Source organism: Saccharopolyspora sp. NPDC002578 (assembly GCF_053592695.1).
On sequence record NZ_JBSFWJ010000006.1, the window covers coordinates 56,961 to 79,780 of the forward strand.

The 22,820-nt window shown below is 67.6% G+C and carries 32 protein-coding genes, 2 tRNA genes and 1 riboswitch; of the genes, 12 read left to right on the plus strand and 22 right to left on the minus strand.

Going from position 1 to position 22,820, the window contains the following annotated elements:
* The first annotated feature begins 55 nt into the window (after positions 1–55).
* Complete coding sequence (locus tag ACWD38_RS05125; protein ID WP_184477485.1) at positions 56–1,189, plus strand: polysaccharide pyruvyl transferase family protein; 1,134 nt, start codon at positions 56–58, stop codon at positions 1,187–1,189.
* Positions 1,190–1,211: 22 nt separating this feature from the next.
* Here ACWD38_RS05125 and ACWD38_RS05130 read toward each other — a convergent pair whose 3' ends face one another.
* The 4 genes from ACWD38_RS05130 to ACWD38_RS05145 all read right to left on the minus strand — a co-directional run bounded on the left by ACWD38_RS05130 (position 1,212) and on the right by ACWD38_RS05145 (position 3,676).
* Entirely contained in the window at positions 1,212–1,397 is a 186-nt protein-coding gene (locus ACWD38_RS05130; RefSeq protein WP_184477483.1) for a hypothetical protein, read from the minus strand.
* A 320-nt stretch (positions 1,398–1,717) separates the two neighbouring features.
* Positions 1,718–2,431: a thiaminase II gene (gene tenA, locus ACWD38_RS05135; protein WP_184477481.1), complete on the minus strand. Its 714-nt coding sequence runs from the start codon at positions 2,429–2,431 to the stop codon at positions 1,718–1,720.
* A gap of 25 nt (positions 2,432–2,456) precedes the next feature.
* Positions 2,457–3,290 (minus strand): bifunctional hydroxymethylpyrimidine kinase/phosphomethylpyrimidine kinase, encoded by an 834-nt coding sequence (thiD, locus tag ACWD38_RS05140; RefSeq protein ID WP_184477479.1) that lies wholly within the window; start codon positions 3,288–3,290, stop codon positions 2,457–2,459.
* Positions 3,284–3,382, minus strand: a riboswitch (TPP riboswitch). Its footprint overlaps the gene before it by 7 nt.
* A 63-nt stretch (positions 3,383–3,445) precedes the next feature.
* The gene (locus ACWD38_RS05145) at positions 3,446–3,676 is read right to left on the minus strand and encodes a biotin attachment protein (RefSeq protein WP_184477477.1); all 231 of its coding nucleotides are present in this window, start codon (positions 3,674–3,676) and stop codon (positions 3,446–3,448) included.
* A 298-nt stretch (positions 3,677–3,974) separates the two neighbouring features.
* On the opposite strand from ACWD38_RS05145, the gene ACWD38_RS05150 reads away from it, so the two are divergent.
* Together ACWD38_RS05150 and ACWD38_RS05155 are read left to right on the plus strand one after the other, a co-directional pair.
* Positions 3,975–4,244, plus strand: a complete 270-nt coding sequence (locus tag ACWD38_RS05150; protein WP_184477475.1) for a hypothetical protein — start codon at positions 3,975–3,977, stop codon at positions 4,242–4,244.
* Between the two features lie 75 nt (positions 4,245–4,319).
* Positions 4,320–5,057, plus strand: a complete 738-nt coding sequence (locus tag ACWD38_RS05155; protein ID WP_450123391.1) for a hypothetical protein — start codon at positions 4,320–4,322, stop codon at positions 5,055–5,057.
* Between the two features lie 84 nt (positions 5,058–5,141).
* On the opposite strand, the gene ACWD38_RS05160 is transcribed toward ACWD38_RS05155, so the two are convergent.
* Complete coding sequence (locus tag ACWD38_RS05160) at positions 5,142–5,531, minus strand: hypothetical protein (RefSeq protein WP_184477471.1); 390 nt, start codon at positions 5,529–5,531, stop codon at positions 5,142–5,144.
* A 196-nt stretch (positions 5,532–5,727) separates the two neighbouring features.
* On the opposite strand from ACWD38_RS05160, the gene ACWD38_RS05165 reads away from it, so the two are divergent.
* The 4 genes from ACWD38_RS05165 to ACWD38_RS05180 all read left to right on the plus strand — a co-directional run bounded on the left by ACWD38_RS05165 (position 5,728) and on the right by ACWD38_RS05180 (position 8,592).
* A complete protein-coding gene (locus ACWD38_RS05165) occupies positions 5,728–5,943 on the plus strand; it encodes a hypothetical protein (protein ID WP_184477469.1) in 216 nt (71 codons plus the stop codon).
* A gap of 71 nt (positions 5,944–6,014) precedes the next feature.
* Positions 6,015–7,697, plus strand: a complete 1,683-nt coding sequence (locus ACWD38_RS05170) for an AMP-binding protein (protein ID WP_450123440.1) — start codon at positions 6,015–6,017, stop codon at positions 7,695–7,697.
* 59 nt (positions 7,698–7,756) lie between these two features.
* Complete coding sequence (gene orn / locus ACWD38_RS05175) at positions 7,757–8,398, plus strand: oligoribonuclease (protein WP_184477467.1); 642 nt, start codon at positions 7,757–7,759, stop codon at positions 8,396–8,398.
* A 118-nt stretch (positions 8,399–8,516) separates the two neighbouring features.
* A tRNA-His gene (locus ACWD38_RS05180) sits at positions 8,517–8,592 on the plus strand.
* A 94-nt stretch (positions 8,593–8,686) separates the two neighbouring features.
* Here the strand turns inward: ACWD38_RS05180 and ACWD38_RS05185 are convergent.
* A complete protein-coding gene (locus tag ACWD38_RS05185) occupies positions 8,687–9,820 on the minus strand; it encodes a L,D-transpeptidase (RefSeq protein ID WP_450123392.1) in 1,134 nt (377 codons plus the stop codon).
* Positions 9,821–10,183: 363 nt separating this feature from the next.
* On the opposite strand from ACWD38_RS05185, the gene ACWD38_RS05190 reads away from it, so the two are divergent.
* A tRNA-Lys gene (locus ACWD38_RS05190) sits at positions 10,184–10,256 on the plus strand.
* 54 nt (positions 10,257–10,310) lie between these two features.
* Here the strand turns inward: ACWD38_RS05190 and ACWD38_RS05195 are convergent.
* The 9 genes from ACWD38_RS05195 to ACWD38_RS05235 all read right to left on the minus strand — a co-directional run bounded on the left by ACWD38_RS05195 (position 10,311) and on the right by ACWD38_RS05235 (position 16,815).
* The gene (locus tag ACWD38_RS05195) at positions 10,311–11,510 is read right to left on the minus strand and encodes a tyrosine-type recombinase/integrase (RefSeq protein WP_450123393.1); all 1,200 of its coding nucleotides are present in this window, start codon (positions 11,508–11,510) and stop codon (positions 10,311–10,313) included.
* Positions 11,510–11,689, minus strand: coding sequence for a helix-turn-helix transcriptional regulator (locus ACWD38_RS05200; RefSeq protein WP_450123394.1), 180 nt, complete (start codon positions 11,687–11,689; stop codon positions 11,510–11,512). The genes ACWD38_RS05195 and ACWD38_RS05200 overlap by 1 nt, the downstream gene beginning before the upstream one ends.
* Before the next feature lie 2 nt (positions 11,690–11,691).
* Positions 11,692–12,972 carry a replication initiator gene (locus ACWD38_RS05205; RefSeq protein ID WP_450123395.1) on the minus strand — a complete coding sequence of 427 codons (1,281 nt, stop codon included), beginning with the start codon at positions 12,970–12,972 and terminating at the stop codon, positions 11,692–11,694.
* Positions 12,973–13,097: 125 nt separating this feature from the next.
* Positions 13,098–13,886 (minus strand): hypothetical protein, encoded by a 789-nt coding sequence (locus ACWD38_RS05210; RefSeq protein WP_450123396.1) that lies wholly within the window; start codon positions 13,884–13,886, stop codon positions 13,098–13,100.
* Between the two features lie 64 nt (positions 13,887–13,950).
* On the minus strand, positions 13,951–14,136 hold the full coding sequence (locus tag ACWD38_RS05215) for a hypothetical protein (protein ID WP_450123397.1): 186 nt from the start codon (positions 14,134–14,136) through the stop codon (positions 13,951–13,953).
* A 36-nt stretch (positions 14,137–14,172) separates the two neighbouring features.
* Complete coding sequence (locus tag ACWD38_RS05220; RefSeq protein ID WP_450123398.1) at positions 14,173–15,543, minus strand: FtsK/SpoIIIE domain-containing protein; 1,371 nt, start codon at positions 15,541–15,543, stop codon at positions 14,173–14,175.
* 158 nt (positions 15,544–15,701) lie between these two features.
* A complete protein-coding gene (locus ACWD38_RS05225; RefSeq protein WP_184482103.1) occupies positions 15,702–15,881 on the minus strand; it encodes a hypothetical protein in 180 nt (59 codons plus the stop codon).
* Positions 15,881–16,135 (minus strand): hypothetical protein, encoded by a 255-nt coding sequence (locus ACWD38_RS05230; protein ID WP_450123399.1) that lies wholly within the window; start codon positions 16,133–16,135, stop codon positions 15,881–15,883. Before ACWD38_RS05230 ends, ACWD38_RS05225 begins: the two co-directional genes overlap by 1 nt.
* Before the next feature lie 329 nt (positions 16,136–16,464).
* Positions 16,465–16,815, minus strand: coding sequence for a hypothetical protein (locus ACWD38_RS05235; protein ID WP_450123400.1), 351 nt, complete (start codon positions 16,813–16,815; stop codon positions 16,465–16,467).
* 124 nt (positions 16,816–16,939) lie between these two features.
* Here ACWD38_RS05235 and ACWD38_RS05240 point away from each other — a divergent pair, with 124 nt between their 5' ends.
* Both ACWD38_RS05240 and ACWD38_RS05245 read left to right on the plus strand, forming a co-directional pair.
* Positions 16,940–17,290: a GntR family transcriptional regulator gene (locus tag ACWD38_RS05240; protein WP_450123401.1), complete on the plus strand. Its 351-nt coding sequence runs from the start codon at positions 16,940–16,942 to the stop codon at positions 17,288–17,290.
* A 180-nt stretch (positions 17,291–17,470) separates the two neighbouring features.
* Positions 17,471–18,019, plus strand: coding sequence for an HD domain-containing protein (locus ACWD38_RS05245; protein WP_450123402.1), 549 nt, complete (start codon positions 17,471–17,473; stop codon positions 18,017–18,019).
* Here the strand turns inward: ACWD38_RS05245 and ACWD38_RS05250 are convergent.
* The 3 genes from ACWD38_RS05250 to ACWD38_RS05260 are packed head-to-tail and all read right to left on the minus strand — an operon-like array spanning position 18,012 to position 19,486.
* Positions 18,012–18,482 carry an NUDIX hydrolase gene (locus tag ACWD38_RS05250; RefSeq protein ID WP_450123403.1) on the minus strand — a complete coding sequence of 157 codons (471 nt, stop codon included), beginning with the start codon at positions 18,480–18,482 and terminating at the stop codon, positions 18,012–18,014. The genes ACWD38_RS05245 and ACWD38_RS05250 overlap by 8 nt on opposite strands.
* Positions 18,483–18,491: 9 nt before the next feature.
* Positions 18,492–19,238: a helix-turn-helix domain-containing protein gene (locus ACWD38_RS05255; RefSeq protein ID WP_450123404.1), complete on the minus strand. Its 747-nt coding sequence runs from the start codon at positions 19,236–19,238 to the stop codon at positions 18,492–18,494.
* A gap of 56 nt (positions 19,239–19,294) precedes the next feature.
* On the minus strand, positions 19,295–19,486 hold the full coding sequence (locus ACWD38_RS05260) for a MerR family DNA-binding transcriptional regulator (protein ID WP_450123405.1): 192 nt from the start codon (positions 19,484–19,486) through the stop codon (positions 19,295–19,297).
* A gap of 98 nt (positions 19,487–19,584) precedes the next feature.
* On the opposite strand from ACWD38_RS05260, the gene ACWD38_RS05265 reads away from it, so the two are divergent.
* A complete protein-coding gene (locus ACWD38_RS05265) occupies positions 19,585–19,776 on the plus strand; it encodes a hypothetical protein (RefSeq protein ID WP_450123406.1) in 192 nt (63 codons plus the stop codon).
* Positions 19,777–19,924: 148 nt separating this feature from the next.
* Positions 19,925–20,119 (plus strand): sigma factor-like helix-turn-helix DNA-binding protein, encoded by a 195-nt coding sequence (locus ACWD38_RS05270; RefSeq protein ID WP_450123407.1) that lies wholly within the window; start codon positions 19,925–19,927, stop codon positions 20,117–20,119.
* 254 nt (positions 20,120–20,373) lie between these two features.
* Here ACWD38_RS05270 and ACWD38_RS05275 read toward each other — a convergent pair whose 3' ends face one another.
* Genes ACWD38_RS05275 through ACWD38_RS05290 form a run of 4 tightly spaced genes read right to left on the minus strand, consistent with a single transcriptional unit; the run spans position 20,374 to position 22,688 of the window.
* Entirely contained in the window at positions 20,374–20,847 is a 474-nt protein-coding gene (locus ACWD38_RS05275) for a hypothetical protein (protein ID WP_450123408.1), read from the minus strand.
* Positions 20,847–21,998, minus strand: coding sequence for a WXG100 family type VII secretion target (locus tag ACWD38_RS05280; protein WP_450123409.1), 1,152 nt, complete (start codon positions 21,996–21,998; stop codon positions 20,847–20,849). Before ACWD38_RS05280 ends, ACWD38_RS05275 begins: the two co-directional genes overlap by 1 nt.
* Position 21,999: 1 nt before the next feature.
* Positions 22,000–22,311: a hypothetical protein gene (locus tag ACWD38_RS05285; protein WP_450123410.1), complete on the minus strand. Its 312-nt coding sequence runs from the start codon at positions 22,309–22,311 to the stop codon at positions 22,000–22,002.
* A 2-nt stretch (positions 22,312–22,313) separates the two neighbouring features.
* Complete coding sequence (locus tag ACWD38_RS05290) at positions 22,314–22,688, minus strand: SAV_915 family protein (RefSeq protein ID WP_450123411.1); 375 nt, start codon at positions 22,686–22,688, stop codon at positions 22,314–22,316.
* Between the last annotated feature and the right edge of the window lie 132 nt (positions 22,689–22,820).

Genomic DNA, 22,820 nt, shown 5'->3' on the forward strand with positions numbered 1-22,820 from the left:
TTGTTAGGTTCGGCGCCTGCGCGCGCGCCGCGACCCCGAACGGTGGAGATCTCCAGTGACCAGTTCCGCAACACGCCCCACGCTGTACCTGGTCGCCACGACCGGGAACCCGAACTACGGCGACGAGCTGATCGCCGCGACCTGGCTGAAATACCTGGCCAAGGTCGCCCCCGACAGCGAGGTGTGGGTGGACTGCCCCAACCCCGGTCCCAGCGAGGTGCTGCTGGGGCACCTGCACCCGCACGTCCGGTTCACCGACACGCTGTGGCGGCTGTGCTGGTCCGCGCCCTCCGACGAGCCGTGGGAAGTGGCGTCGTTCGTGCAGCACGCCATGATCAACCCGGGGCTCGCGCCGCACTGGCTGGCCGGCATCGAACTCGCCGCGCGGGCCGACCTGGTGCACATCATCGGCGGCGGGTTCATCAACGGGATCTGGCCGCGGCACTACGGGTTGCTGGCGGGCGCGGTCGCCGCGGTGCGCCGCTCCGGCGGGCGCGCGGTGATGACCGGGCAGGGCCTGTGGCCCGCGCCGGAGGAGGCGCACCCGCTGGTGCGCAACCTCGCTTCGCAGTTCGAGCTGATCGACGTCCGCGACGAGCCGTCCGCGGAGCTGCTCAACTCCGCGGGCCAGCTCACCGCGACCGGTGACGACATGTTCTTCGGCATCGAGCCGGAGCTGTACCGCACCGACGACCTGCGGGACGTGATGATCTGCCTGCAGTCGGACCTGCTGGACGTCACGGTGCCCGCGCTGGCCGGTTTCCTGCTCGACACGCTGCGCGCCTGGGACGTGCACCCGGAGCAGGTCGGGATCATCGAGGGAATCCCGCGGGTGGATCGGGAGGTCTTCGCGCTGGTCGAGCACGACCTGCCCGGTTCCCGGTTCTACGCCTTCTCCGAGATCATGGATCACGGCCTGCCCGCCGCCGCCGGTCAGCGCTGGTTGTCCACCCGGTTCCACATGCACCTGATGGCCGCGGCCGCCGGTGCGCACGGCGTCGCCGTGTCGATCAACTCCGGGTACTACACGAACAAGCACCGCTCGTTGATCCAGCGCGGCTCCGGCTGGGGCCTCAGCGAAGGGCTGCAGGTTCCGCCGCCGCCGCAGGAAGGCGGGTACGAGCAGTCCACGCTCGCCGCGCTGCAAGAGGCCAAGTCGAAGCTGGCCTGGTCGATCTACGGGGACTGACGCCGCCGGGCGGCGGCGTGCTTCACGCCGCCGCCTGCTCCGGTCCGCTCGCCGAAATCCCGCCCTGCGTCGCCGGATGCAGGACGTGGATCTCGGCGTCGGGTTTCTCGGCTTCCGCTTCCGCCTGGGCCGCCGCCGCGTCGCGTCGGCGGTCGGCGATGTAGAAGGGCGCTGCGGCCAGCACCGGCACCAGCATCCCCGCCAGCATGATCACAATAGAAGTACCCGTACTCAAAGGTCACCGAATCCCGCCGCCGCGGTGAGAAGAAGTCCCACGTCTGAACACGCCGAACGAACGTGTCGTAAACCTCATCGTCGTGGCGGAGGGTGTTCGTTAACACCACTCGAAAGTGCTCCTGATCACGAATTGATCGCGCCGCCGCAGCGCCTCTGACCACCCGACTCTCCGGTTCCACGCGCACCCGATCGACGCTACTCAGGGTGATCAAAAATCTCGGCCGTCGAGCCGCCCTCGCGACAGGGCGAAGCCTCGTGCGCAGGGAAGAACCGTGCCGCCGCAACGAGTTCTCAGGCCGGGAGCCAGCGCGCCGTCGGCCACTGCTCGCGATTCCACGCGCCGTCCCAGAACATCCACTCGTACTCGCTGGCGCGCGCGAACGCGGCCAGCATCCGCTGCCGCATCGGCGCATCGGCCGCCGCCGCGACCCGGTCCACGAGCTCGCGGGCGTTGAGCACCGCCGCCGCGAACTCGTCGTCGGCGTACGTCTCGATCCACCGCCGGTACGGGTGGCCCGACACGTCCCCGACGGCGGCCAGGATCTCGCTGCCCACGTGCTGGTACACCCAGAAGCACGGCAGGATCGCCGCCAGCAGCACCGGATACGGCTCCACCAGCGCGCTGCCGCGCAAGAACGAGGTGTAGGCCGTGCACGACGGCGAGGTCACCACCCCGGCGAGGTCGGCCTCGGTGAGCCCGAACTCCTCCACGTACCCGGCGTGCAACCGGCGTTCCTCCACCAGCGCGCCTTGCGCCGCACCGGCCAGGAACGCCGCGTCGGCGGGGTCCTCCGCCCGCGTGGACGCCGCGGTCAGCGCCTGCGCGAAACCGACCAGGTACCGCGCGTCCTGCACGATGTAGAACGCGAACCGCTCCCGGTCCAGCGCGCCGTCGGTGAGCGCCGCGTTGAACGGGTGCTCGACGATGGCCTGCTGCAACGCGGCGGTGTGCTCCCACGCGCCCGCGCAGAAACCGCCGGGCGGTGGGGCGGGAAGCCTGCTCATGAACGGTCCCTCCAGAAGATCGGGTTCACCACCAGCGGTGGAAGTGGTGCACGGGGCCGTGCCCCCGGCCCACGTCCAGCCGGTCCGCGGCGCGCAACGCCTCGGTCAGGTACTCCTTGCCGTCGCGGACCGCCGAGGACCAGTCCGGCCGCTGCGGGCGCAGTGCCGCGATGGCCGCCGACAACGTGCACCCGGTGCCGTGGTCGTTCGTGGTCTCGATCCGCTCGCGGCGCAGGAACTCGGCTTCGCCGTCGCCGCGGAAGAGGTCGAGGCTCGCCGCCTCGCGCAGGTGCCCGCCCTTGAGCAGCACCTGCTTGGCGCCCAAGCCGGTCAGCCGCTCGGCCTGCCCGGCCATCCCGCCGGAGTCGGTGATCTCCCGCTCCCCCAGCAGATCCGCTGCCTCCGGCAGGTTCGGCGTGATCAGGTCCACTCGCGGCAGCAGCTCGTCGCGCAGCACCGCGACCGCCTCGTCGGCGAGCAGCCGGTGCCCGCTCTTGGCGACCATCACCGGATCCAGCACCACGTGCGGCGGCGCGTAGCGGTCGAGCACGGCCACGACCGCGCGGATCACCCCGGTTCCCGCCAGCATCCCGATCTTCACCGCGTCCACCCGCACGTCGTCGAGCAGCGTGGTGAGCTGGGAGGTGACGAACTCCGGCGGTACTTCCCGCACCTCGGCGACGCCGGTGGTGGTCTGCGCGACCAGCGCCGTCACCACCGACATGCCGTAGGCGCCGTTGGCGGAGAAGGCTTTCAGGTCGGCTTGAATCCCGGCACCGCCGCTGGGGTCGGTTCCGGCGATCGTCAGCACGTTGGGAACGGGCCGGGCGAATTCCGGCCGGGCAGCACGAACGGTCACGTGGGTGACGTCCCTCCGCTAGCACGAACTAGGTCAGGTTCGACGGGTCTGCTCTCAGCCCGGCCGCTCGCCGGGCACCCCGCGTCACTGCCCCCAACCTAGCAAGCACGGTCAACCCGCCGGAGTCGCCGATCTCGCCGTGCCCTGCGCCGCTCTCATTCGATGAGCCCGATGACCGCTCCCGCGGCGAAGTGCTCGCCCGCCGCGCCCTGCCGCCACAACGTGCCCGAGGCGGAGGCGCGCACGGTGCGCCGGACGCCGTCGGTCACCACCTCCGCGACGGCGGTGCCGCTGCGCACCGGGGCGCCGTCGGCCGCCAGCCAGCGGGCGAGGACCCCCGGCTCGTGCGGATCCTGCCGCGGCCAGGGGAAGTGCAGGTCCGTCACGAGCACACGCCTCCGCAATCGATCATCGTTGCGGTCAGCATGAGCGGTGATCCTTCTCACCACAAGCGAAGCGCGTGCTCGGCTTCGTACGTCGAGTGGCCCAGCGCGGCATCCGCGCCGGACCGAGGGTGCTCCGCCGAACAGCCGCATTAACACGATCGGAGCAGCGCAGCCAGTCATTCCGGTAGCCACGCGAATGCAACGTGCGAGCTGATCGATCCGTCTAGAGTTCGAGATCCGGCCAAGCGGATCGAAGCGCGGCTCGGGACGTCCTGACAGGTATGGGGGTGGGAGCGAAGTGTTCCCCGATCAAGAGCACGTCTGGTGGATCGTCGGAGCAGGGCAGCGGGTCCGGCACGCGATCACGGTGCGCCCCGGTGCCAGACCCGCCGGTGATCCGGTGACCGCGCTGTGCGCGACGACGATCAAACTCCCGCACGAGACCTGGCCGGCCACCAAGGAACCGTCGAGCCGCCGCATCACCGAGCGTTGCCCGGAGTGCGAGCAGCACGTCGACGAACAGCTGGAGCGCGACCGGGATCTCGTGGTCACCACCTGGGACGCGTGAGCGCGAGCGAAGTCACACAGCCGACCGCTGATCACCTAGTGAGGCGACCCTGCGTGGCGGATTAAAGTTGACGCAATGGACACCACTGCCGACGCCCCTCAGTCCGCCCGCTCCCGCCGCTCGACCCGGCCGGATCCGGCGAAGGTCTGGGCTCCGCTGGCCGGTCTCGCCGATGCAGCGGCGCAGGGCGGGACGTCCGGAGCCGTCGCGATCACCCGCGGATTCGACCGCAACAGCAGGCTGCGCGCCAAGGCGCTGCGCGACCTGCTGGAGGAGCGGAACGTCGCGGCCATCGAGATCACGCCCGCGGTGGGCAGCGAACGCCTGCTCGCCGACACCGAGATCACCTCCGTGGTGAACCTCATCGGACCCGGTTCCTGGGCTCCCCACCGGCTGGCCGCGAAGCTGCGCACGCCGCTGCTGGCTCCGCGCGCGGAGGAGAACTCCGAGCAGGACGAGGTCGCCAGGGACGTCATCGGCGTCACCGGTGCCGAAGGGGCGCGCGACGTCGCCCTCTCGCACGTCGCGGTGCGCCCGGAGTCCGACGGCGAGGGCAGCCTCATCGTCACCGCCGACGGCGAACCGCTGTCGGTGCCAGGTGGCGCCGCCGCGATCACCTTGCGCGAGCAGCGGCTGGAGATCCAGCTCGCCGGACCGGACTTCGCCGAGCAGACCTTCACCGCGGCCGAGGTCCGGGTGGAGACGGCCGACGCGCCGCACCGCCTGGTCCGCGACGAACTGCCCATCGCGGAGTTCGAGGGCGCGCTGACCTTCACCGCCGAGCCGCGGGGCCTGGTCGTCCGACCGGTCTGACCGAACCCGCGCGATACGCACGCACCGAGCCGCTGCTCACCGGCCGACGCCACCGGGCAGCGGCTTCGTCGTGTCCGGGCCCGGTCACAGCACCCGGTTGAGCAGCGCCGTCAGCGCCGCGAGCACCACTCCCACCAGGGCCAGCGTGAGCGGTGAGAGCGTGCCGGGGAACAGCGCGTTGCCGACCGCCCACCAGAGCACCAGCAGCGCGACGAGGGCGAGCAGCGCGCTCGTGACGGCCATCAGCGGCCGGTAGCGCGGCACCGCCCGCAGGTTGGCCCGGGCCACGGGTGTCATCCGGCGCACCGTGATCGCCACCGGCAGCACCACGAGCGCCACGACGAGCACGCCCAGCAGCGAGTCCGACCGGGTCGGGGCGGAGCCGAGCCCGAGCAGCAATCCCAGCACTCCGATCGCGAGCACCAGCAGCACCCGGTGCAGCGTGCGCCACAGCAGCCTGTCGTAACCAGCCATGATCGCAGTGTCCCAGGACGTGCCCGGACCCCCTAGAGCGCGCTCGCTCCCGCGCCGGGCCGCCACTCCGGGTGAGCACCGGCGTGGGAAATCTACGATTAATCAAGCGAACACCCGTCACGTCAGTGATCCTGAGGCGTCTCAGCCACGAGAGCGCACCGCACAGGCGCGTTCGGCGCAGAGGGAGGAGGTCGGCGTGGTCAGCAGCGAACAGTGGCAGGTCAGCTGCCGCGATGTCGCGGGCAGGCGGCGGAGCATGGCGGTGTACGTGCAGCAGGGCAACGTTGTCGTGGTCGCACCGCCTGGGGAGACCGCCGTGCTGGCACCATTGGAGGCGGGTCGGCTGCGAGCAGCGATACGGGAGGCCGTGGTGGCCGCCGCAGCGCCGGAACAGAGCATTTCGGACCAGTGAGCCCTTCCCCCGCGCCTCCCCTCAAGGCATTATCTACTGACGAGTAGTTAAATCGGAGGAGACGCGTGGCGATGTGGCGACGGCCGGCGGAACGGACACGAGAGGTGGCGGCGGACGTCGTCGCCCGAGCCAAGGGGGACCGCCTCAGCTCCGGCTTGCACACGCTGTGGCTGCTGGTCCGGCAAGGCGTGGTGCGGCCGATGCGCCCGGACAAACTGGTGCGCATCGTGTTCGCGTGGCGGCGCTGGGGGGTGACTCCCGCGCTCGGCTACGCCGTCGCCGCCATCCGGCACCCGGACCGGCCCGCCGTGATCGACGAACGCGGCGCGCTGAGCTTCCTCGAACTGGAGCAGCGCACCACCCGCCTGGCGAAGGGCCTGCGCGCCCGCGGCATCCGCGACACCAGCCGGGTCGCCGTGCTGTGCCGCAACCACCACGGGCTCGTCGAGACGATCGTGGCCTGCGGCAAGCTCGGCGTGGACGTGGTGCTGCTCAACACCGGCCTGCGCCCGCAGCAGGTGCGCACCGTGCTGGCCGAGCAGCAGGCCGACCTGCTGGTGACCGACGTCGAGTTCACCGAAGACCTCGACATCGCGGACGGCCTCGACGTGGTCCTCGCCTGGACCGAGGGCACCACCCGCAAGGCCACGCTGGAACACCTCATCGGCAGCTCCACGGGCGGCGCGCTGCCGCGCAGGCCCCGGCACGCGCGGATCATCGTGCTCACCTCCGGCACCACCGGCACGCCGAAGGGAGCCCGCAGGCCCGCCCCGCCCGGCGTCGGACCGGCGGCGACGATCATGTCGCGGATGCCGCTGCGCGCCGGCGAGCGGATCCTGCTGGCGGCGCCGATCTTCCACACCTGGGGACTGGCGGCGTTCCAGCTGGGCTCCGCGATCGGCGCGACGCTGGTGCTGCGCCGCAAGTTCGAACCGCAGCAGGCGCTAGCCGCGGTCCAACGCCACCGCGCTACCGCGATGTTCATGGTCCCGGTGATGCTGCAGCGCATCCTAGACCTGCCGCGGGAGGCGCTGCGGCCCTACGACACGTCGTCGCTGCGCATCGTCGCCGCCAGCGGTTCGGCGCTGCCCGCGGACCTGGCCACCCGCTTCCAGGGGGTCTTCGGCGAGGTGCTCTACAACTTCTACGGCTCGACCGAGGCGTCCTGGGTCAGCATCGCGAATCCGCGGGACCTAGCCGAGTCCCCCGGCACGGCGGGCCGCCCGCCCCGCGGCACCAGTCTGAAGATCCTCGACGAGCACGGCGCGCCGGTGCGCGACGGCGAGACCGGGCGGATCTTCGTCAGCAACGACATGCTGTTCGAGGGCTACACCGGTGGCGGCGGCAAGGAAGTGCGCGGCGGCATGCTCAGCACCGGTGACCTGGGGCGGATCGACGAAGCGGGCCGCTTGCAGGTCGTCGGCCGGGAGGACGACATGATCGTCTCGGGCGGCGAGAACGTGTACCCGAAGGAGACCGAGGACGCCATCGCCACGCTGCCCGAGGTCTCCGAAGTCGCGGTGATCGGCGTCGACGACGCCGAGTTCGGGCAGCGCCTGGCCGCGTTCGTCGTGCTCACCGAGGACGCCGACCTCGACGCGGAGGCCGTGCGCGAACGCGTCCGCCCCGCGTTGCCGAAGTTCGCGCTGCCGCGGGACGTCACGTTCCTGGCCGAGCTGCCGCGCAACGCCACCGGCAAGGTGGTGCCCGCCCGCCTGCGCGAGGAACCGGAGCCCACCGAGACCGAACGGTGATGTCCCCGCGGCGCCGATGCGGTCCCGGCGCCGCGGGCCACCGCGTTAGGCTCGGTGAGGTGAACGACCGTCTAGTGTGGATCGACTGTGAAATGACCGGGCTCGACCTGGGCTCCGACGCCCTGATCGAGATCGCCGCCCTGGTCACCGATGCCGACCTCAACATCCTCGGCGACGGCGTGGACATCGTGATCCACGCCCCGGACGAGGCCCTGTCGGGGATGCCCGAAGTGGTGCGCGACATGCACGAGCGCTCCGGGCTGACCGAGGAGGTACGGCGCTCCGCGGTCACCACCGCCGAAGCCGAACAACGCGTCCTGGACTACATCCGCGAGCACGTGCCGGAGAACGTCTCGGCGCCGCTGGCGGGCAATTCCATCGCGACCGACCGCGGTTTCATCTCCCGCGACATGCCCGCGCTGGACGCGCACCTGCACTACCGCATGGTGGACGTGTCGTCCATCAAGGAGCTGTGCAGGCGCTGGTTCCCGCGGATCTACTACGCGCAGCCGGAGAAGGGCCTCGCGCACCGCGCGCTGGCCGATGTGCGGGAATCGATCCGCGAGCTGGCGTACTACCGCCGCACCGCGTTCGTCCCGCAGCCGGGACCGACCAGCGAGCAGGCGCAGGCCGTGGCGGCCGAACTGCTCGACGGCGACGGCCTCGGCGACACCGGCAAGGCCGCTCACCAGGTCGAATGACGGGATTCACCGGTTCGCCCCAGGTGGCCGGGAGCCCGGTGACGACCGGCCTGACGGCGCACGCTAGGATATTCGTGTTGCTCCGGAAAGCCGGTTGATCGGCCGATCGGAAGCTGCGGTGGGTGTAGCTCAGTCGGTAGAGCACTGGGTTGTGGTCCCAGGAGTCGCGGGTTCGAATCCCGTCACTCACCCCATGCGAAAGGCCCGCTCCATTTCGGAGCGGGCCTTTCGCGTTGCTCAGGGAAAGGCGAAAGCGCCCCCGAAGGGGCGCCTCCACGTCGAATCGGCTCAGCGGTTGCCGCCGACCCATTCGCTCCACGGCACCTGCCAGTCACCGAATCCGTCCCAGGACCGCAGGTTCGGCCCGCCGGAGTTGGTGATCTCCACGACGTCGCCCTTCTTGAGCAGGTCGTAGACGTACCGGGCGTTGGCGTCGCTCATGTTGATGCAGCCGTGGCTGACGTTGCTGCTGCCCTGCTGGCCCACCGACCACGGCGCGGCGTGCAGGAACTCGCCGCCGTTGGAGATGCGCACCGCCCATTCGACCTCGGTGCGGTAACCGCCGTTGTCCACGTCCAGGCCGTAGCTGGAGGAGTCCATGACCTTCTTGCGGTGGTGCTCGGTGACCACGTGCACGCCGTTGTTGGACGGCCACTCGGGCTTGCCCAGCGAGATAGGCATGGTGCGCTGGGTGGCCCCGTTGACCTTGACCGACATCTGGTGGCTGGCGCCGTCGGCGTGCAGCACCACCGCGTCGCCGATGGTGATCGTCGCGGAGCGGTTCTCCTCGCCCCACGAACCGTTGCCGAGGTCCTTGCCGTAGACGTCGGCGGTCACGGTGATCTTGGTGCCCGGCTTCCAGTACTCCTGCGGACGCCAGTGCACCTCGCGGTCGTCGAACCAGTAGAAGGCGCCCTCCACGGCCGGTTCGGTCTGGATGCGGATCGCTTCCTCCGCCTTCGCCTTGTCCGGCGCGGGCGCGTCCTCGGAGAAGTAGAACGCCAACGGCTGGCCGACACCGACGGTCTGCCCGTCGAGCGGATTCATCGACACGTAGGTCTGGTTCTCGGGTTCGATCGTGGTGAAGGTGGTCCGCTGCGTCACCGGCGCCCCCGCCGCGCCCTGCACGGTGAGCTCGGCGGTGTAGGTGGTGCCGTAACCGAGGGGCTCGCTCACGCTCCAGCCGGCCCCGTCCGGCGTGACGGTGTTCGCGACCTGCTTGCCGTCCTCGTTGGTGAGCACCGCGCCGGTGATCTTCCCGTTCTCCGCGGTCCCCGTGATCGGCGCGATCGGCGAGACCTGCTGCGCCCCGTCGCCCGGATCGAACCGCACGGACGGCGGAGGCGGCGGCGCGGCCGGCGCACTCTTGCCCCCGGACCCGCTGCAGCTCGCGACCAACAGCCCCACCAGCACGAAGATCACAGCAGGAATCCCGCGAGACCAGCGCCCGGTAACTCTCCCGACAGAGTTAAGAAACAGCTTCATGCGTGACTGTCCGTTCGATCCGATCCCCACATCCGCCTGCGACCAGTGTGCATCAAACCCCCGACCGTGTGTCCGACGACCAGCCGTGCACGAAGAGTCAATCCGCGGACCTACGGCCATGAGACGCGCGACCCCACCCCCAGGTTGCCCCTCGACCTCGACGACACCCGCCCCGACCGGCTGAAACCCACCCCCGCCGCCGCTGCGCCACCCCCCGATTCGGCCCCCGAAACCCCGTGCTAAAGTTTCTTTCGTCGCCAGGGAGACGGTCCAAGACCGAAAGCCTGGAGGACACCACAAGCGCCAATAGCTCAACAGGCAGAGCAGCTGACTCTTAATCAGCGGGTTCGGGGTTCAAGTCCCTGTTGGCGCACCGAAACCCCAGGTCATCGACCTGGGGTTTTTCTTTGCCAGGCCCGGTTGCCAATTAATTGCCAACTTCGTCGGATTCTCCATCGGAATCCACGAACGCCAACGCGTCGGCGCTCGCGCGGGACTGCTGGCCCCTGCCGAAGTAGACATCTTGGGTCATCGACACCCGAGAGTGCCCGAGCAGGTCCGCCACCTGGCGGGCGGTCAGCCCCGCCTCATCGAGCAGCGTCGCGACCGTCTTGCGCATGGTGTGGAAGGTGACCCACTCGTAGCCCGCGCGCTTGCGGAACGGGATCCAGGCCCGGTTGCCCACGTTCGACGAGTTGAGATAGCTGCCCTTGGTGTTGATGAAGATGGGCTTCGCCGGGTCGATGTCGCCGAGCTGTTCGGCTCGTTCCGAGAGCATCCGCACGGCCCAGTCCGGCAACGCGATGTCGCGAGCCGAGCCGTCGCTCTTGCCGTCGTTGCGGCGCGTGCCCTGACCGCGTGCTCTGATCAGGTTGCCGCTCATCCGCAGCTTCTTGGCCGCCGGGTCGAAGTCCTCCCAGTGGGCTCCCAGGGCCTCTCCGATGCGTTCGCCGGTGGCGATGAAGAACCGCACCAGGTCGGGCAGGTCGCGCCGCTTCGCTTCCTCATCGGCGTCGAGCTTGTCCAGCAGATCCCGCAGTTCTTCCTTGGTCAGCGCGCGCGGCTTCTTGCGTTTGACCTTGGCGCGGCGCTCGCTCAAGGCAGCAATCCCCTTGGTCGGGTTCTGCTCCACGGCGCCGGCCTGGATGGCGAAGGCCATGATGTTGCTGATCACGGCCTTGACGAGCTTCGCCAGGGTCAGGCTGTTCGCCTTGAGCTTGCGCTGACACAGGTTGCTGACCGCTGGTGTCTTCATTTCGAACAGCCGGAAGTTCTGGAACTCGGGCTTGACGTGGTTTTCGTAGACGTTCTCGTAGGTGTCCAGCGTGGTCAGCGAGTAGATGCCGTCTTCCGCGTCGGCGCGGAACTGAGTCAGCCACTGCTCGGCCGCTTCGCCGAACGGGGAGGACGCGGTCAGGTCGGCACCGGGAGCCGCCGGTGGAGCGAGGTTGTTGATCGCGTCCCGGACCGCTTGCTTCGCCTTTTCCTTGGTCTTGCCACGGCGGCGAACGTCCACATAGCTGCCGTCCTCGCGCCGGTACCAGACCCGGGCCGAATAGGACTTGCCGACCGGTTTGACCTTGATCTCTCCCATGCTGCCCAGCGGCAGCGGAAGCCGACCGGACATCAGATCACCCCCTCGGGTTGTGCGTCGAACCAGGCTTCGACGTCGTCGGGCCGGTAGCGGACGTGTTTGCCGACGCGTTTGCCGGTGGGTCCGGTGCCTCGGGTGCGCCATTGGTAGACGGTGCCGACCGGCACGCCGAAGTAGTCAGCGACGTCTTGGGGACCCCAGAGTTTTTGCATGGTCAGTCCTTTCGTTCGGTGGTGTGGTGGTGTTTGCGGGTGTCTCGGCGTCGTTGGGCGATGCCTTCGGCGATGTCGCGTTCCTCTGGGGTGCGGTGTCCGACGCTGGTCATGTCCCAGTGGTTGACCACGGTCACCGAGTCCTCGGTGACGCCGAGTTCGTCCAGTGCGGCTTCGAGGCGGAAGCGCTGCCGGTCGCCACGGATCTGTTTGAACGTCGTGGAGAACGCCTTGGACTTGCTCAGGAAGTGGCCGCGGAAGGCGAGCATGTGGCACCAGCGCCGCAGGTTGAGGTGCTCCAGCTCCGGGCGGTCGCCAAGTGCCCAAGCGGTGCGCATGAGCTGCTTGTAGTGCTCGTTGATCCGCAACTGCTCGATGTGGGCGTCGGAGCGGATCGGCCGGTCAGCCGCCTCGGATTTCCCGGTGCCCTTGGTGGCGTACTTGGCCACGTAGGAGGACAGCCGGTCGTCGGTGATCTCGCCGTCACCGTCTTCGAAGTCCGGGGCGTTCGCGGCCTTGATCGTGCGGACGTCGATCTGACGGCCCCACGCCAGTTCACGCACCTGACCGTCGATCTCCGGAGTCTCGATCCGCACTTGAGCGTGCGCGGCGTAGATGGCGTCCGCGAGCAAGTCCGGGGTGCCCCAGGCGGGTGCCTGGTCCGAGGCACCTCCGGGGCCGTCGAGGCGGATCACGGCGTGGAAGTGGATCGCGCCGCGCCGCTGGTACTCGGCAACCTTCGCGTACGACAACCGGGCATAGTCGGCGAACTCCCGAACCCGGATCCCGGCCGCCTTCGCGAGATGGCGACGCAGCGCGATCACGAACCGGTGCCAGAGCTGTCCGGCATGTGCGTTGAACAGGACATGCCCGGTGTAGTCGTACCGAGTCGGAAACCGGGGCTGCCCGTCATCGCGGACCGGACCGAAGGAGGGCGCGGTGAGGGTGAGGAAGACCCGAGGCCGCTCGGTGACGTGTTCGGGGACGCCTTTGGTTCCGCCGGAGAGTCCGGCGCGGAGGAGGTGGAAGGCGTCGGCGGCGTAGCGGTCGGAGCAGGCGGCACAGACCGATTCACGGCGGTTTCCGCACGGCACCATGACGTGTCCGCCTTTGTGGGCGAGGACCTGATCAGTTGCGGTGTCGGTGACGGTCCAGGCGCCGGTCATGCGGACGGGGTGGGTGCATCCGCCGGTGGCTTCGACCTGCTCACGCCAGCGGGAGTAGTCAGTGGACTGGAGTCGTCGTTGGTAGCGGTCCACGACCGCCCGGTCAGTACGCACCATCTGGTGTGTTCCCTTTCGAACATGACGAAGGCGGAGCACCACCGGTCGTGTCCGGTGGTGGTGCTCCGCCTTCGTGGGGTTGTGCTTATTCAGTTGTGCCAACGGTTTCCGGCCGTCGCCGCCGGTTACACGGTGATCAGGTCGGCGTGGATCGCAGCCGCCATCGCGTCGGGCACCTTCACCACCTGTTGCACGTCCGCCGGAGCGAAACCCCGGCCCTCTTCGGCCGCCTGGTCGCGGGCACGCTTGAGCGCGTCGACGACGTGCACGGGCAGACGCGGACCCCGCTTCACCGGCTCAGCCGGAACCGCCGGAGGCGTCGGCGTGGGTGCTTCCGGCGTGACCGGAGCCGGGGCCGGCTGCGGGACTACGTCGTCGGTTTCAGCAGGTGAGTCATTTTCTGCGGCGTCGGCGTAGCCCTGCATCACGACCTGCCGTGACCGGGCTTGAATCACCGGGATCACTTCGGCGAGGCCGTAGACGACGACCGGGATGATCAGGTGCACCGCGAGCGATCCGAGTTGGAACCGGGCCGGGTCGAGTTGCGGGATCACGTTCATGAACAGCGTCGTGCCTAGCAAGACGCGTTTGATGCGTGTCCACCAGTGATGTCCCGGTTCGACACCGTGCGCCAAGATGACGGCTTCGAAGTTCAGTAGCAGGATTAGCAGCCCGGCGAACATCGGTTCCACCGTCCACGCCGCCCACCACACTGGATCCCCAGCAGTCGCGTCACCGGCAAGGAACACCTGGACCCCGGTGGTGGTGAATGAGAGTCCGAGGGCGAGGAAGAACCAGAGCCCGGCCACGGTGCGGCGCCGGGTGCGTTCCATCGCGACAGCGATCAAATCGGGGTCGAGGGACAGGGGGCGGAGTCGTTTGGACTCGGCGATGCGTGCGCCCAGCCGCTCCACCCGCCGAGTCCGCCCCGACCCGCGATCAGCATTTTTGCGGAACGGCCACATCACGCGCCCCTTTCTATTCTTCGGTTGTGGTGGTGATCAGGGACTTCACGCCCTGCACGATCAGCGCGAGCACGAGCAGCACCAGAAGCCCGGCAGCAGGACCGGCCAGCACCCACACCAGCGCCACCACTCCGAGCGCGAGCAGACCGGACAAGACGAGGACGCCTAACGAGGCCAGCGTCAGATGAACTTGGAACATGGCGAATCTCCAATCATGGCGGGAAAAAAAGGGGGTTTAGGCGGCGTCGTGGTCTTCGTCGTCGCCGTCGAAGGAGTCGATGTGTTCGATGTCGGCTTCGGTGATCTCCGCGATCGCGGTGCGCCGGGGCGCCGGGCGTCGCTCGGTGCGGCGTATCGGGGTGACCGTGCAGTAGGCGACCAGGGCGGCGATATCGTCGTCGCTGGTGAATGCGGCGCGTACGCGGAGGGGTTCGCGGCGGCCGTCGTGTTTGACGTAGCCGACACCGGGCATGATCTCCGGAATCTGATCCGCCAATGCCCCGCGATCCCGGACGCCTTCGCCCAAGGTCATGTCCACATACGAGGCTTCATCCAGGCGCAGGGCGATCTTGGTGGGGAACAGGCCCCGCATCGGCACGTTGTCCTTATGCGGCTCCTGCACCGCCCCCACAACCCGGCCCAGCACAGCCCGGTACTGCGTCAGAGCCTTGCCCAGCAGCGGTTCGAACTCACGGGCAATGCCACGGGAGCAGTACTGCGTCATCGCAGCCAGCTCATCCACGATCAGCACATCCATCGGCGTCTCAGCCGACGCCGACGCGGTCCGCACGCCTTGGCGGCCAAGGTCTTCCTTCCGCGCGTCCAAGGTCTCGACGTACTCGCGCATGAGTTCCAGGCCGGTTTCGTCGCTGTCGGCGAACCGGTGGAACATCTCCCGGCCCGCGCCGAACTCCATGCCGCCCTTGGGGTCGATCACCCACAACCGCACCGACCCCGCCCGAATCAACGGCGCCAACTGCCGGATCAAGCCCCACAACCAGGAACCCTTGCCTGAACCGGTGGCCCCGGCCAACAGGATGTGCAGGCCCTTGAGGAGGTCGAGGGCGAAGTCCCGGCCGTACTCCGTCCGCCCGATCACCAGGTGGCCCAGGTCGACGGCTTCAGTCGAGTCCGGCAACGCAGGCAGCGGGACGGGCATCTCGTCGAAGGGCTCGCGGCGCTGGAAATCCAGGCTGATCACACCCGGCTTCAGCGTCCGCACCGTGGCCCGGCGTGCCCGGTAGGCGTTGGCAAGGCGTTCCAGGACAGCTTCGAAGTCGCCGGGTTCCTGAGTCTTGACCATCCGGATCCGCACGTGGTCCCAGCACCACGACGACGACACCCGCAACACCTTCGGCGCCCACGACCTGCCCCGATGATCAGTCACCACCAGCCCAGCCCGATAAGCCAGGTCGAACCACTGACGCTGATAGACCGCCCACCGTCTCCACCACGCCCGCAACAACCGCCCCGCGAACCGATCGAACGTCGGACGATCCAACAGGCACCACGAGGCACCGGCCACCACAGCGACACCGGCAGCACTGAGCACCACCAGGTAACCCAGCCACACCACCGACGCGCCCAGCACGACCGTGCTCGTCATCGAACGCGGATGCCGCGCCACCCACTTCCCCGCCGCCCGCGCCGGAGTCGTACCTACTGCTACCCGTGTGTCCGTCATGATTGCTCCCCGGAGAAGAAAATGGGGCGCCGGACTCCGATGTGGAATCCGGCACCCCGGTGCCGACATGTTCGTGTTTGCTAGCTGCGTCGCTCGGCCATCTCCAACTGAGCGATCACCTCACCCACAGCCGTTTTCACCGCACGCAATTCGGAAGCCACCTCCTTCGGCGTCCCGAACTTGCGCAACACTCGGTTCATCGCGGCCATCGAAGAATCGATCCGCCGCACCGTCCCGTACACGCTCTCGCCCCGTGTCATCACTTGTATCCCTTCGCCACGACTCCACCACCGTGCTCAGCCAGCGCGTCCCGCAACCTGGTCAACGCCACCTGCGCCCGCTGCGCCTGGTCCTCAATATCGGCGAACCGGCGAGCGTCCACGATGTCGTCTTCCAGGAACGCCACCCGCCCCAAGTCCTGGTCCAGCTCATCCACGAACCGCGCCAACACCTCCAACCGCGACACCGCCGCCGACGCCGGACCCACCCGCTTCAACGCCTGCTCCATTGCCACGAACAACCACCCCTTCTCTTCTTCTCACTCGCCGTTGTCGGCGAGATGCCACCGGCCGCCCACGCAGCCGGAACCGTGAAACAAGAAATCCCGATCAGAACGAACCCGCATCGTGTTGTCCTCTCGACATGGACAAGGCCATGAAGACCCCCGAGCCACCAGCAACACCAGCAGGCTCGGGGACCAACAAAGCCCCACCGGCACGCACATTCGTGCCGGAAAAAGGCATAGATCGGCCCACTATGGAATTCATCAAAGAACAAGCAGCCCACGAAAACGGCTTGAGAAAGAGTTCTACGAAAATGTCTTCACGCCGGAACCGGCGGAGATCAGACCAGCGGAGTCACGCCCGCCGCGCGGTAGGCGAGACCGGAGGCGTAGCGGCCGTTGCGCTCGGTCTGCCACGGCGACACCGTCGCGTCGATCAACTGCACGTAGGTGCCCTCTTCGAACCCGTCACCGGGATCTGCCGTCAGGGTCACCTTGATCTCTTCGCCCTTCTCCGCGAACTGGCCTTCCTGCGGGCGCTTCTTCGCGAACAGCGACACCACGAAGTGCTGGACTCCGGACCGGTCCGTGACCGGCTCTTCCACGCCGTTGTCGTTCTCCCGCATCTTCAACGCCGGAGACTCCGTCACCATCAGCTTGTAGCCCTGCAAGTTCACCGGGATGTTCCGCATAACTTGATCCTTAACGTTGTCGTTCTTTGCCGTACTAGTCCAACCTAGCACAGTGCTAGTACGTCCTACCCTGCTCCATTCGAGTGACCTAGCGCGTCATGTGGCGTCTCGGTACAGTCGATCTGTGGAACAGCAGCGAGTCGCCGCGCACCCGTACCAGGAGATGGCCGCCGGGATCGCGACGCAGATCGATAGTGGCGACCTCGCCCCAGGAACCCGGCTGCCGTCCGTCCGCGCCCTCGCGAAGCAACACGAGGTCTCGGCGATGACGGCGCAGAAGGCGCTGAACCAGTTGGTCCAGGACGGCTACGCAGAAGCCGTGTCCGGGCTCGGCTACTTCGTGAAAGAGCCGCTCGCCGGAGAGGAAGCGCCGGCCGACACGACCACAGCAGCCGTGACCCGCCAGCTTGCCGAGCTTCAGGACACCGTCGCCGAGCTGCAAGCTCGGGTCGAAGCCCTGGAAAACCGGCCCTAGGCTCTGCGTTTCCTCCATCTGCCCTGTCATGCCTCAAGATTGCCGTGATTCGGCGGACGCCTTCACCGCGTAACGGGACGGCTGGAGACGTCTGGGAATCGCAAAACGTCCCTTCGCGTCCCTCTGGGCTTCACGCGTTGAGTGGATCTGGGCATGGCTCACGCCGGATACCGTGTCGGCGTGACGCTGTTCAAGTGGGCCTTCGACGTGGCCGAACGCAAGCTGTCCGAGAGTCTTCCGCGCCGGTGGTCTCACGTCCAAGGTGTGGCGGAACGCGCGCGTTCGCTCCGAGCCGTCTCGGGCGAGGAAGCCGACTTGCTGGAGTCAGCAGCGATCCTTCACGACGTCGGCTATGCACCGGACATCGCCACAACGGGATTCCACCCGCTCGACGGCGCAGTGTTCCTACAGCACATCGACGCGCCAGAACGGCTCGTTCACCTGGTCGCGCACCACTCGTATGCCGAACTCGAAGCAGACCTTCGCGGGCTGTCCGCCGAGTTGGCCGAGTTCACCGATGAACGCGGACCGCTCCGCGATGCGCTCTGGTACTGCGACCTGAACACCACGCCCGACGGCGAAGAAGTCGACGCGCGGGATCGGATCGCGGAGATCAAGCAGCGCTACGGCCCCGGCCACTTGGTCACGACCTTCATCACCCAGGCTTCACCGGAGCTGCTCGGGGCAGTAGATCGGACTCGGCAACGTTCCAAGGCCACGGTTAGCTGAGATAGGGCTCGGCTCGCCCCTCCAGCGCGTGCTGAACGCGCAGCCGCATGGAGGGATGGATATCGAGCCCGGCGATGCGCTCCGGCTCGACCCAGTGCACGCGCCGGGATTCCAGGCTGGTTCGCAGCTCCCCGCCGGTCGGCCGGGCGTGGAAGACGATGGAGAACTCCTGCCGCACTTCGCCGTCGTCGTAGGCGATGACGTGAAGCGGGTCGGAGTAGATCCCGACGATCCCCGTGATGGCGATCTTGATCCCGGTCTCCTCGAACGCTTCGCGCTCAGCCGCCTGGCGGGTGGTCTCCCCTACGTCTTGAGCACCGCCAGGCGCTGCCCAAAGACCGTTGTCCGTGCGCTCGATCATGAGCACGCGCCCGGAGTCGTCGCGAACGACGGTCGCCACAGCGACGACGAGGCTATTCGCCGCAGGTGCGGCGGGGTCGTCGTAGTAGTCCTTCTTGGGCATGAACCCTGCCTACCACGTGCAGGGCGTCGCGGCGGACCACACAGCGTCGAAGCTGTCGGCGTAGGTGTTGAACAGATCGCCCGAGCCCAAGCGGCGCAGATGAAGCGCCGGAGCGTGCGAGGCGAGCTTGCCGTACACGTGGGGGTTCACGATCATCTCTTCGTCGAACCGGTACAGCGAGTTGTACAGAACCGTGGCGTGCGTCCGGATCTCAATGCCCGGCACTTCGACCAATGGCTTGAAGAACGCCAACGCCTGATCGATCTTGGCCGAAATCGTGTGCTCGCCGATGCCTTCGTCCAGGCTGCGCTGGATCACCGCGGAGCAGTCGCGATCGCCGAAGGCCAGCCGGATCTGCGCACCGTTCTCTGCCTTGCTTCGCAGCGTGCCGAGCAGGTTCGGCTTCTCCGTCATGAACATGCCGACGTAGACCAGCATGTCGACGCGCTCGGCCGCCTGGCCCAGCAGCCGATCCCACAGATCGGCCGGCACTGCGCTGCGGTGCGGATACACGTGGAGGAGTTCGGACTCGCTGACCTGCTCACGGCGCTCCTTGCCGACGGCATCAGGCCATAAGTACCGCTCGCTCTCCCCGAGCTTCGCAGCGATCGCTTGACGCGTCCGCGCATGCGGCGGTCGCCCCGTGGTGACCCATCGCTCCGCGGTCTTCGGATCCACCTTGAGCTCTTGCGCGAGCGCTTCACTCGTCAGGCCCTGGCGGTGAAGCGCGTCCCGCAGCCGTTCGTTGGCGGCCACTCACTCGCCCCCAGCCGTCACGCCGGAGGCCGGGTTCATCGCGCCGTGCACAGCGATCATTCGCCGTCATCCTCGCGAAGCTTGCGGATCTGCTGCCGGACCTCTTCGACGTCCCACCGGTAGTGCCCGCCGAGGGTCGTTTCAGTCGGCGTCAGCAGTCCGGAACTCACGTAGCGCGCCACAGTGCGCGGGCTGATACCCAGCTCCCGCGCCAGTTCGCCCGTAGGCACCAGACGAGGTCTCGTCACGACATGGACTGTCGCAGTTGGCGCGTTTAGCCGCCTAACTCCAGACTCGTTTGGTACGTTCGGCTCGCTTGTCTCGATTGACTCGATGAGGTGGGGCGATGTCCGACGAATCCCGATCGCTAGCCGTACTGCTGCGCCAGGCGCAATGGGCACTCGACGATGCCGCCTTCGACATCGGAGCAGGACGAGCCACGTCCGAACAGCGCGAGCAACTCGCAACCGCGTTGGTCCGGCTCGCTCAAGCGCTCCACGGCGACGAGCAACCGCTCATCATCAACGTCCACGGCTGAAGCCATGCCCGCTACCCCTCCACCCTCCGCCGAGGACGCCACACACGGCCCTTCTGAAGCGCCGTTAGTCCCGGAGCAAGCGGCACCACGAAGCATCAAATCCGCGAGCTGGGCGGACATCGAAGAACTACGCCACGAGCACGACCCGGTGCGTCAAGCCGCCCGAGCCACTGAGCTGATCAACGAGTGCGGCCAACGAGTTGCCGCGCTGGCCGCGCTCCGTCGCAGCGCGATCGAACGCGCCCACGGGTTGAACGGAATGACCTACGCCGACGTCGCCGACTCCCTCGGCATCACCAGAGGACGCATCGCCCAGATCCGCAACCGCACCAACGAGAACTGACCTACGAAGCGGGGGCATCGTGGGCAAGCACAGACTCAGCACTCCACCCACCGGCTACATCACCGCATGGCACGGCGAGATCTCCCTTGAACCACCAGAGATCCCCAACCAGCGCCCCATACCCGAAGCATCGTGCAACCGAACCTGGGCCGAGCCCACCGTTCCACTGCTGCAACACGTCCTCGACAAGCTCCACGAGCACTAGCCGCAGCTCAGCACTCCAGAAGGGGCATCTGCAAGTCCGGCTGCCGAGGTCACTGGTTATCCCGTCGCTGAGCGTTTTGCCGGTTGATGTCCCGTTGCATCAGCCACTCGTCTTCTGGCGGTTTAAGCCCGCGGAACACCAACGAGTCCAGCCAGAGTCCCTGATACCCATCGGAGAACAACGCGGCTGCGGAGGGCAGCAACAGCATGCCCACGAGGAACCCACCGGCAGCCGGGATGATGTCGATCCATCCTGCCGCCGCAGCCACGAGCGGACCAAACGTGATCAAGCCGAGGACCGCCATCGAGATGCGCAGTGGCATCAGACGCGGCTCGATGGGAGGGGTCTCGCGTGCCAGTCGCCGCATCGCAATCAGGCGTGCGGGTCCATAGCCGACAGAGGCGGCCACAAAGAAGGCCACCAGAGGACCGAACTCAGTCTTGAGGTTGCCCGCGAGGAGCCACCCGAGGCCGACGAGCGTCAGGATGATCCAGAGAATGGCTACCACTCGGCGCTTGGTCATCAGCCACCATCCTCGGTGATTCCATCGTAAAGCTTCTCAGCGCCCCAACTGCCGAGGCCAGAACCTATCGCCGCCACGCCGACGCCAACAACGGCACCAACCGGCCCGCCGACACAAGCACCGGCCACGGCCCCCGCCAAGATGCCACCAGCCGCACCGCCAGCGAGGTTGAAACCGGCCTTGCCCACCGGTTTGCCGTCGTTGACAACCGCTTCGACCTGTACTCCGGCCGCGAGAGCCGTCCCCACCACCGGCACACCCTTGGCGGTTTTACCTAGGAGTCGTGCGCCTTTCGCGTCCAAGCCTGTTCGGCCGTACAAACGGTCGGCCGTCTTCTGGGACTTGACCGCCTCGCCCTGGTGACGAGTGGACCGCTGTAGCAGCTTGTCACGTTGGGAAGCTTTGGCGGCTTGTCCGGCTGGGGTCACCCCGGCAGCGTCGATGGCGCTGTTGGCCTTGGCAGCGCGTTCGTACAGCATGTCGGCGCGTTTGCTGAACGTATCGGCCATGCCCTGCGGTGTGGTGAGTGATCCGCGGGCCATGCCTTCGATGTTCCAGACCGCTCCGTTGATCATGAACTGCAAGAACCCGGTCTCGTACTTCATCGACGCTTCAAGCGCCTTGTGCGCGTCCTGCTCTTTGCTGCGCGCGTCGTCGACGGTGGCCTTGGCCTCCTCGAATCCTCGAACTTTGCGTTCGTGGTCCGCTTTGGCTTTCGCAGCTGCCTCGAAGTCGTGCAACGGCCGCTCGTTCAAGCTAGGGCCATCGGTTTTGAGGTCAGGCTCGGGCGGCGGAGGTCCGGGCGGCTCGATCGTCGTCGGCGTCAACGTCAGGCCGTGCTCGCTGGCGACCTCGCGCGCTTGATTCATCCTCGCGATCACCGATTGCAACTCGTCAGCGAACGTCTCCAGCGCGGCCTTTGCCCGGCTGGTCGCCTCGTCGAGGTCATCGGCGGCCGTGCCCTTCTCCTGCATCGCTCGGCGGAAGTTCTCGCCGGCCTCACCGGTCCAGCAGCTTTCCGACTCGCCCCGAACCTGACGAAGACCTGTCCCGACGTCATGGACCCCGTCGCCGAGTTTGCCTAGTTCGGTCGCGGTCGTCCGACACGACTCAGGCGTACCTTCCACCAGCGTCACCAGCGGCGCGGTCATATCAGCGGCCTCCAGTGGTGCTATTCGGAGACAACGGCAATGGCGGCAGCTGAGAGGCCGCTTGGTCGTCGGAGCGGATGTACACGCCACCAGCGTTGCTCACTTCGCCCGCCTGGTGCTCAGTGTCGGCAGCCATTCGCGCAATCGACTTGTAGAAGGTGGCGATCGCCTCGGTGACCGGACCGGTCGACACCCCAGCATCCACCTCGCCGGGAGCCGCACCCGCGTTGTCACTGAGCCCACTCAGCGAAGAAGTCAGCGTGGTAGCCAGCCGGTCCAGTTCCTCCGGCGTGACGTTGACCTGCTCTCCCACTCTTACGAACCCCCTGCGCTGAGCTGCCGAAGTTCGACATCCTGAGCAATACCGTCCGCGCCGGTGGCAGCCAGCAAATCCGGCAGCGACTCGGCAGAGAAGGCCACCCACGGTTGATCTTCCCCGCAGCAAGTCACCAGCATTTCCACACTGGTGAACACCGGTAACGCCAGCTCGTCCTCGTCGGTTCGCCGTAGCTGAATCTCGGCGTGCCCATCCTCGTCAGGCTCGGACCCGGTAGGGACGAACACAGGAACGTTCGAACGCACGGGCTGCCCGCCGGGGTCCTCCGACTCCTCTGGTTCGTTGACGTTCTCAGCGCCCCAAACCGGCGGGGACGCGTACGAATGTCCGTCGGCGCCGAACGCGCTCGACATGTGGCCACACTCCTCATCGGACGCCAACGACGCATGCCGCGGCGACCCTAACGACAGCACCAACACCTGAGGCTTATACCCCTAAACAATCGCCCCAATGTCACTCGTCTAGAGCAGTGTTCGATCACATGA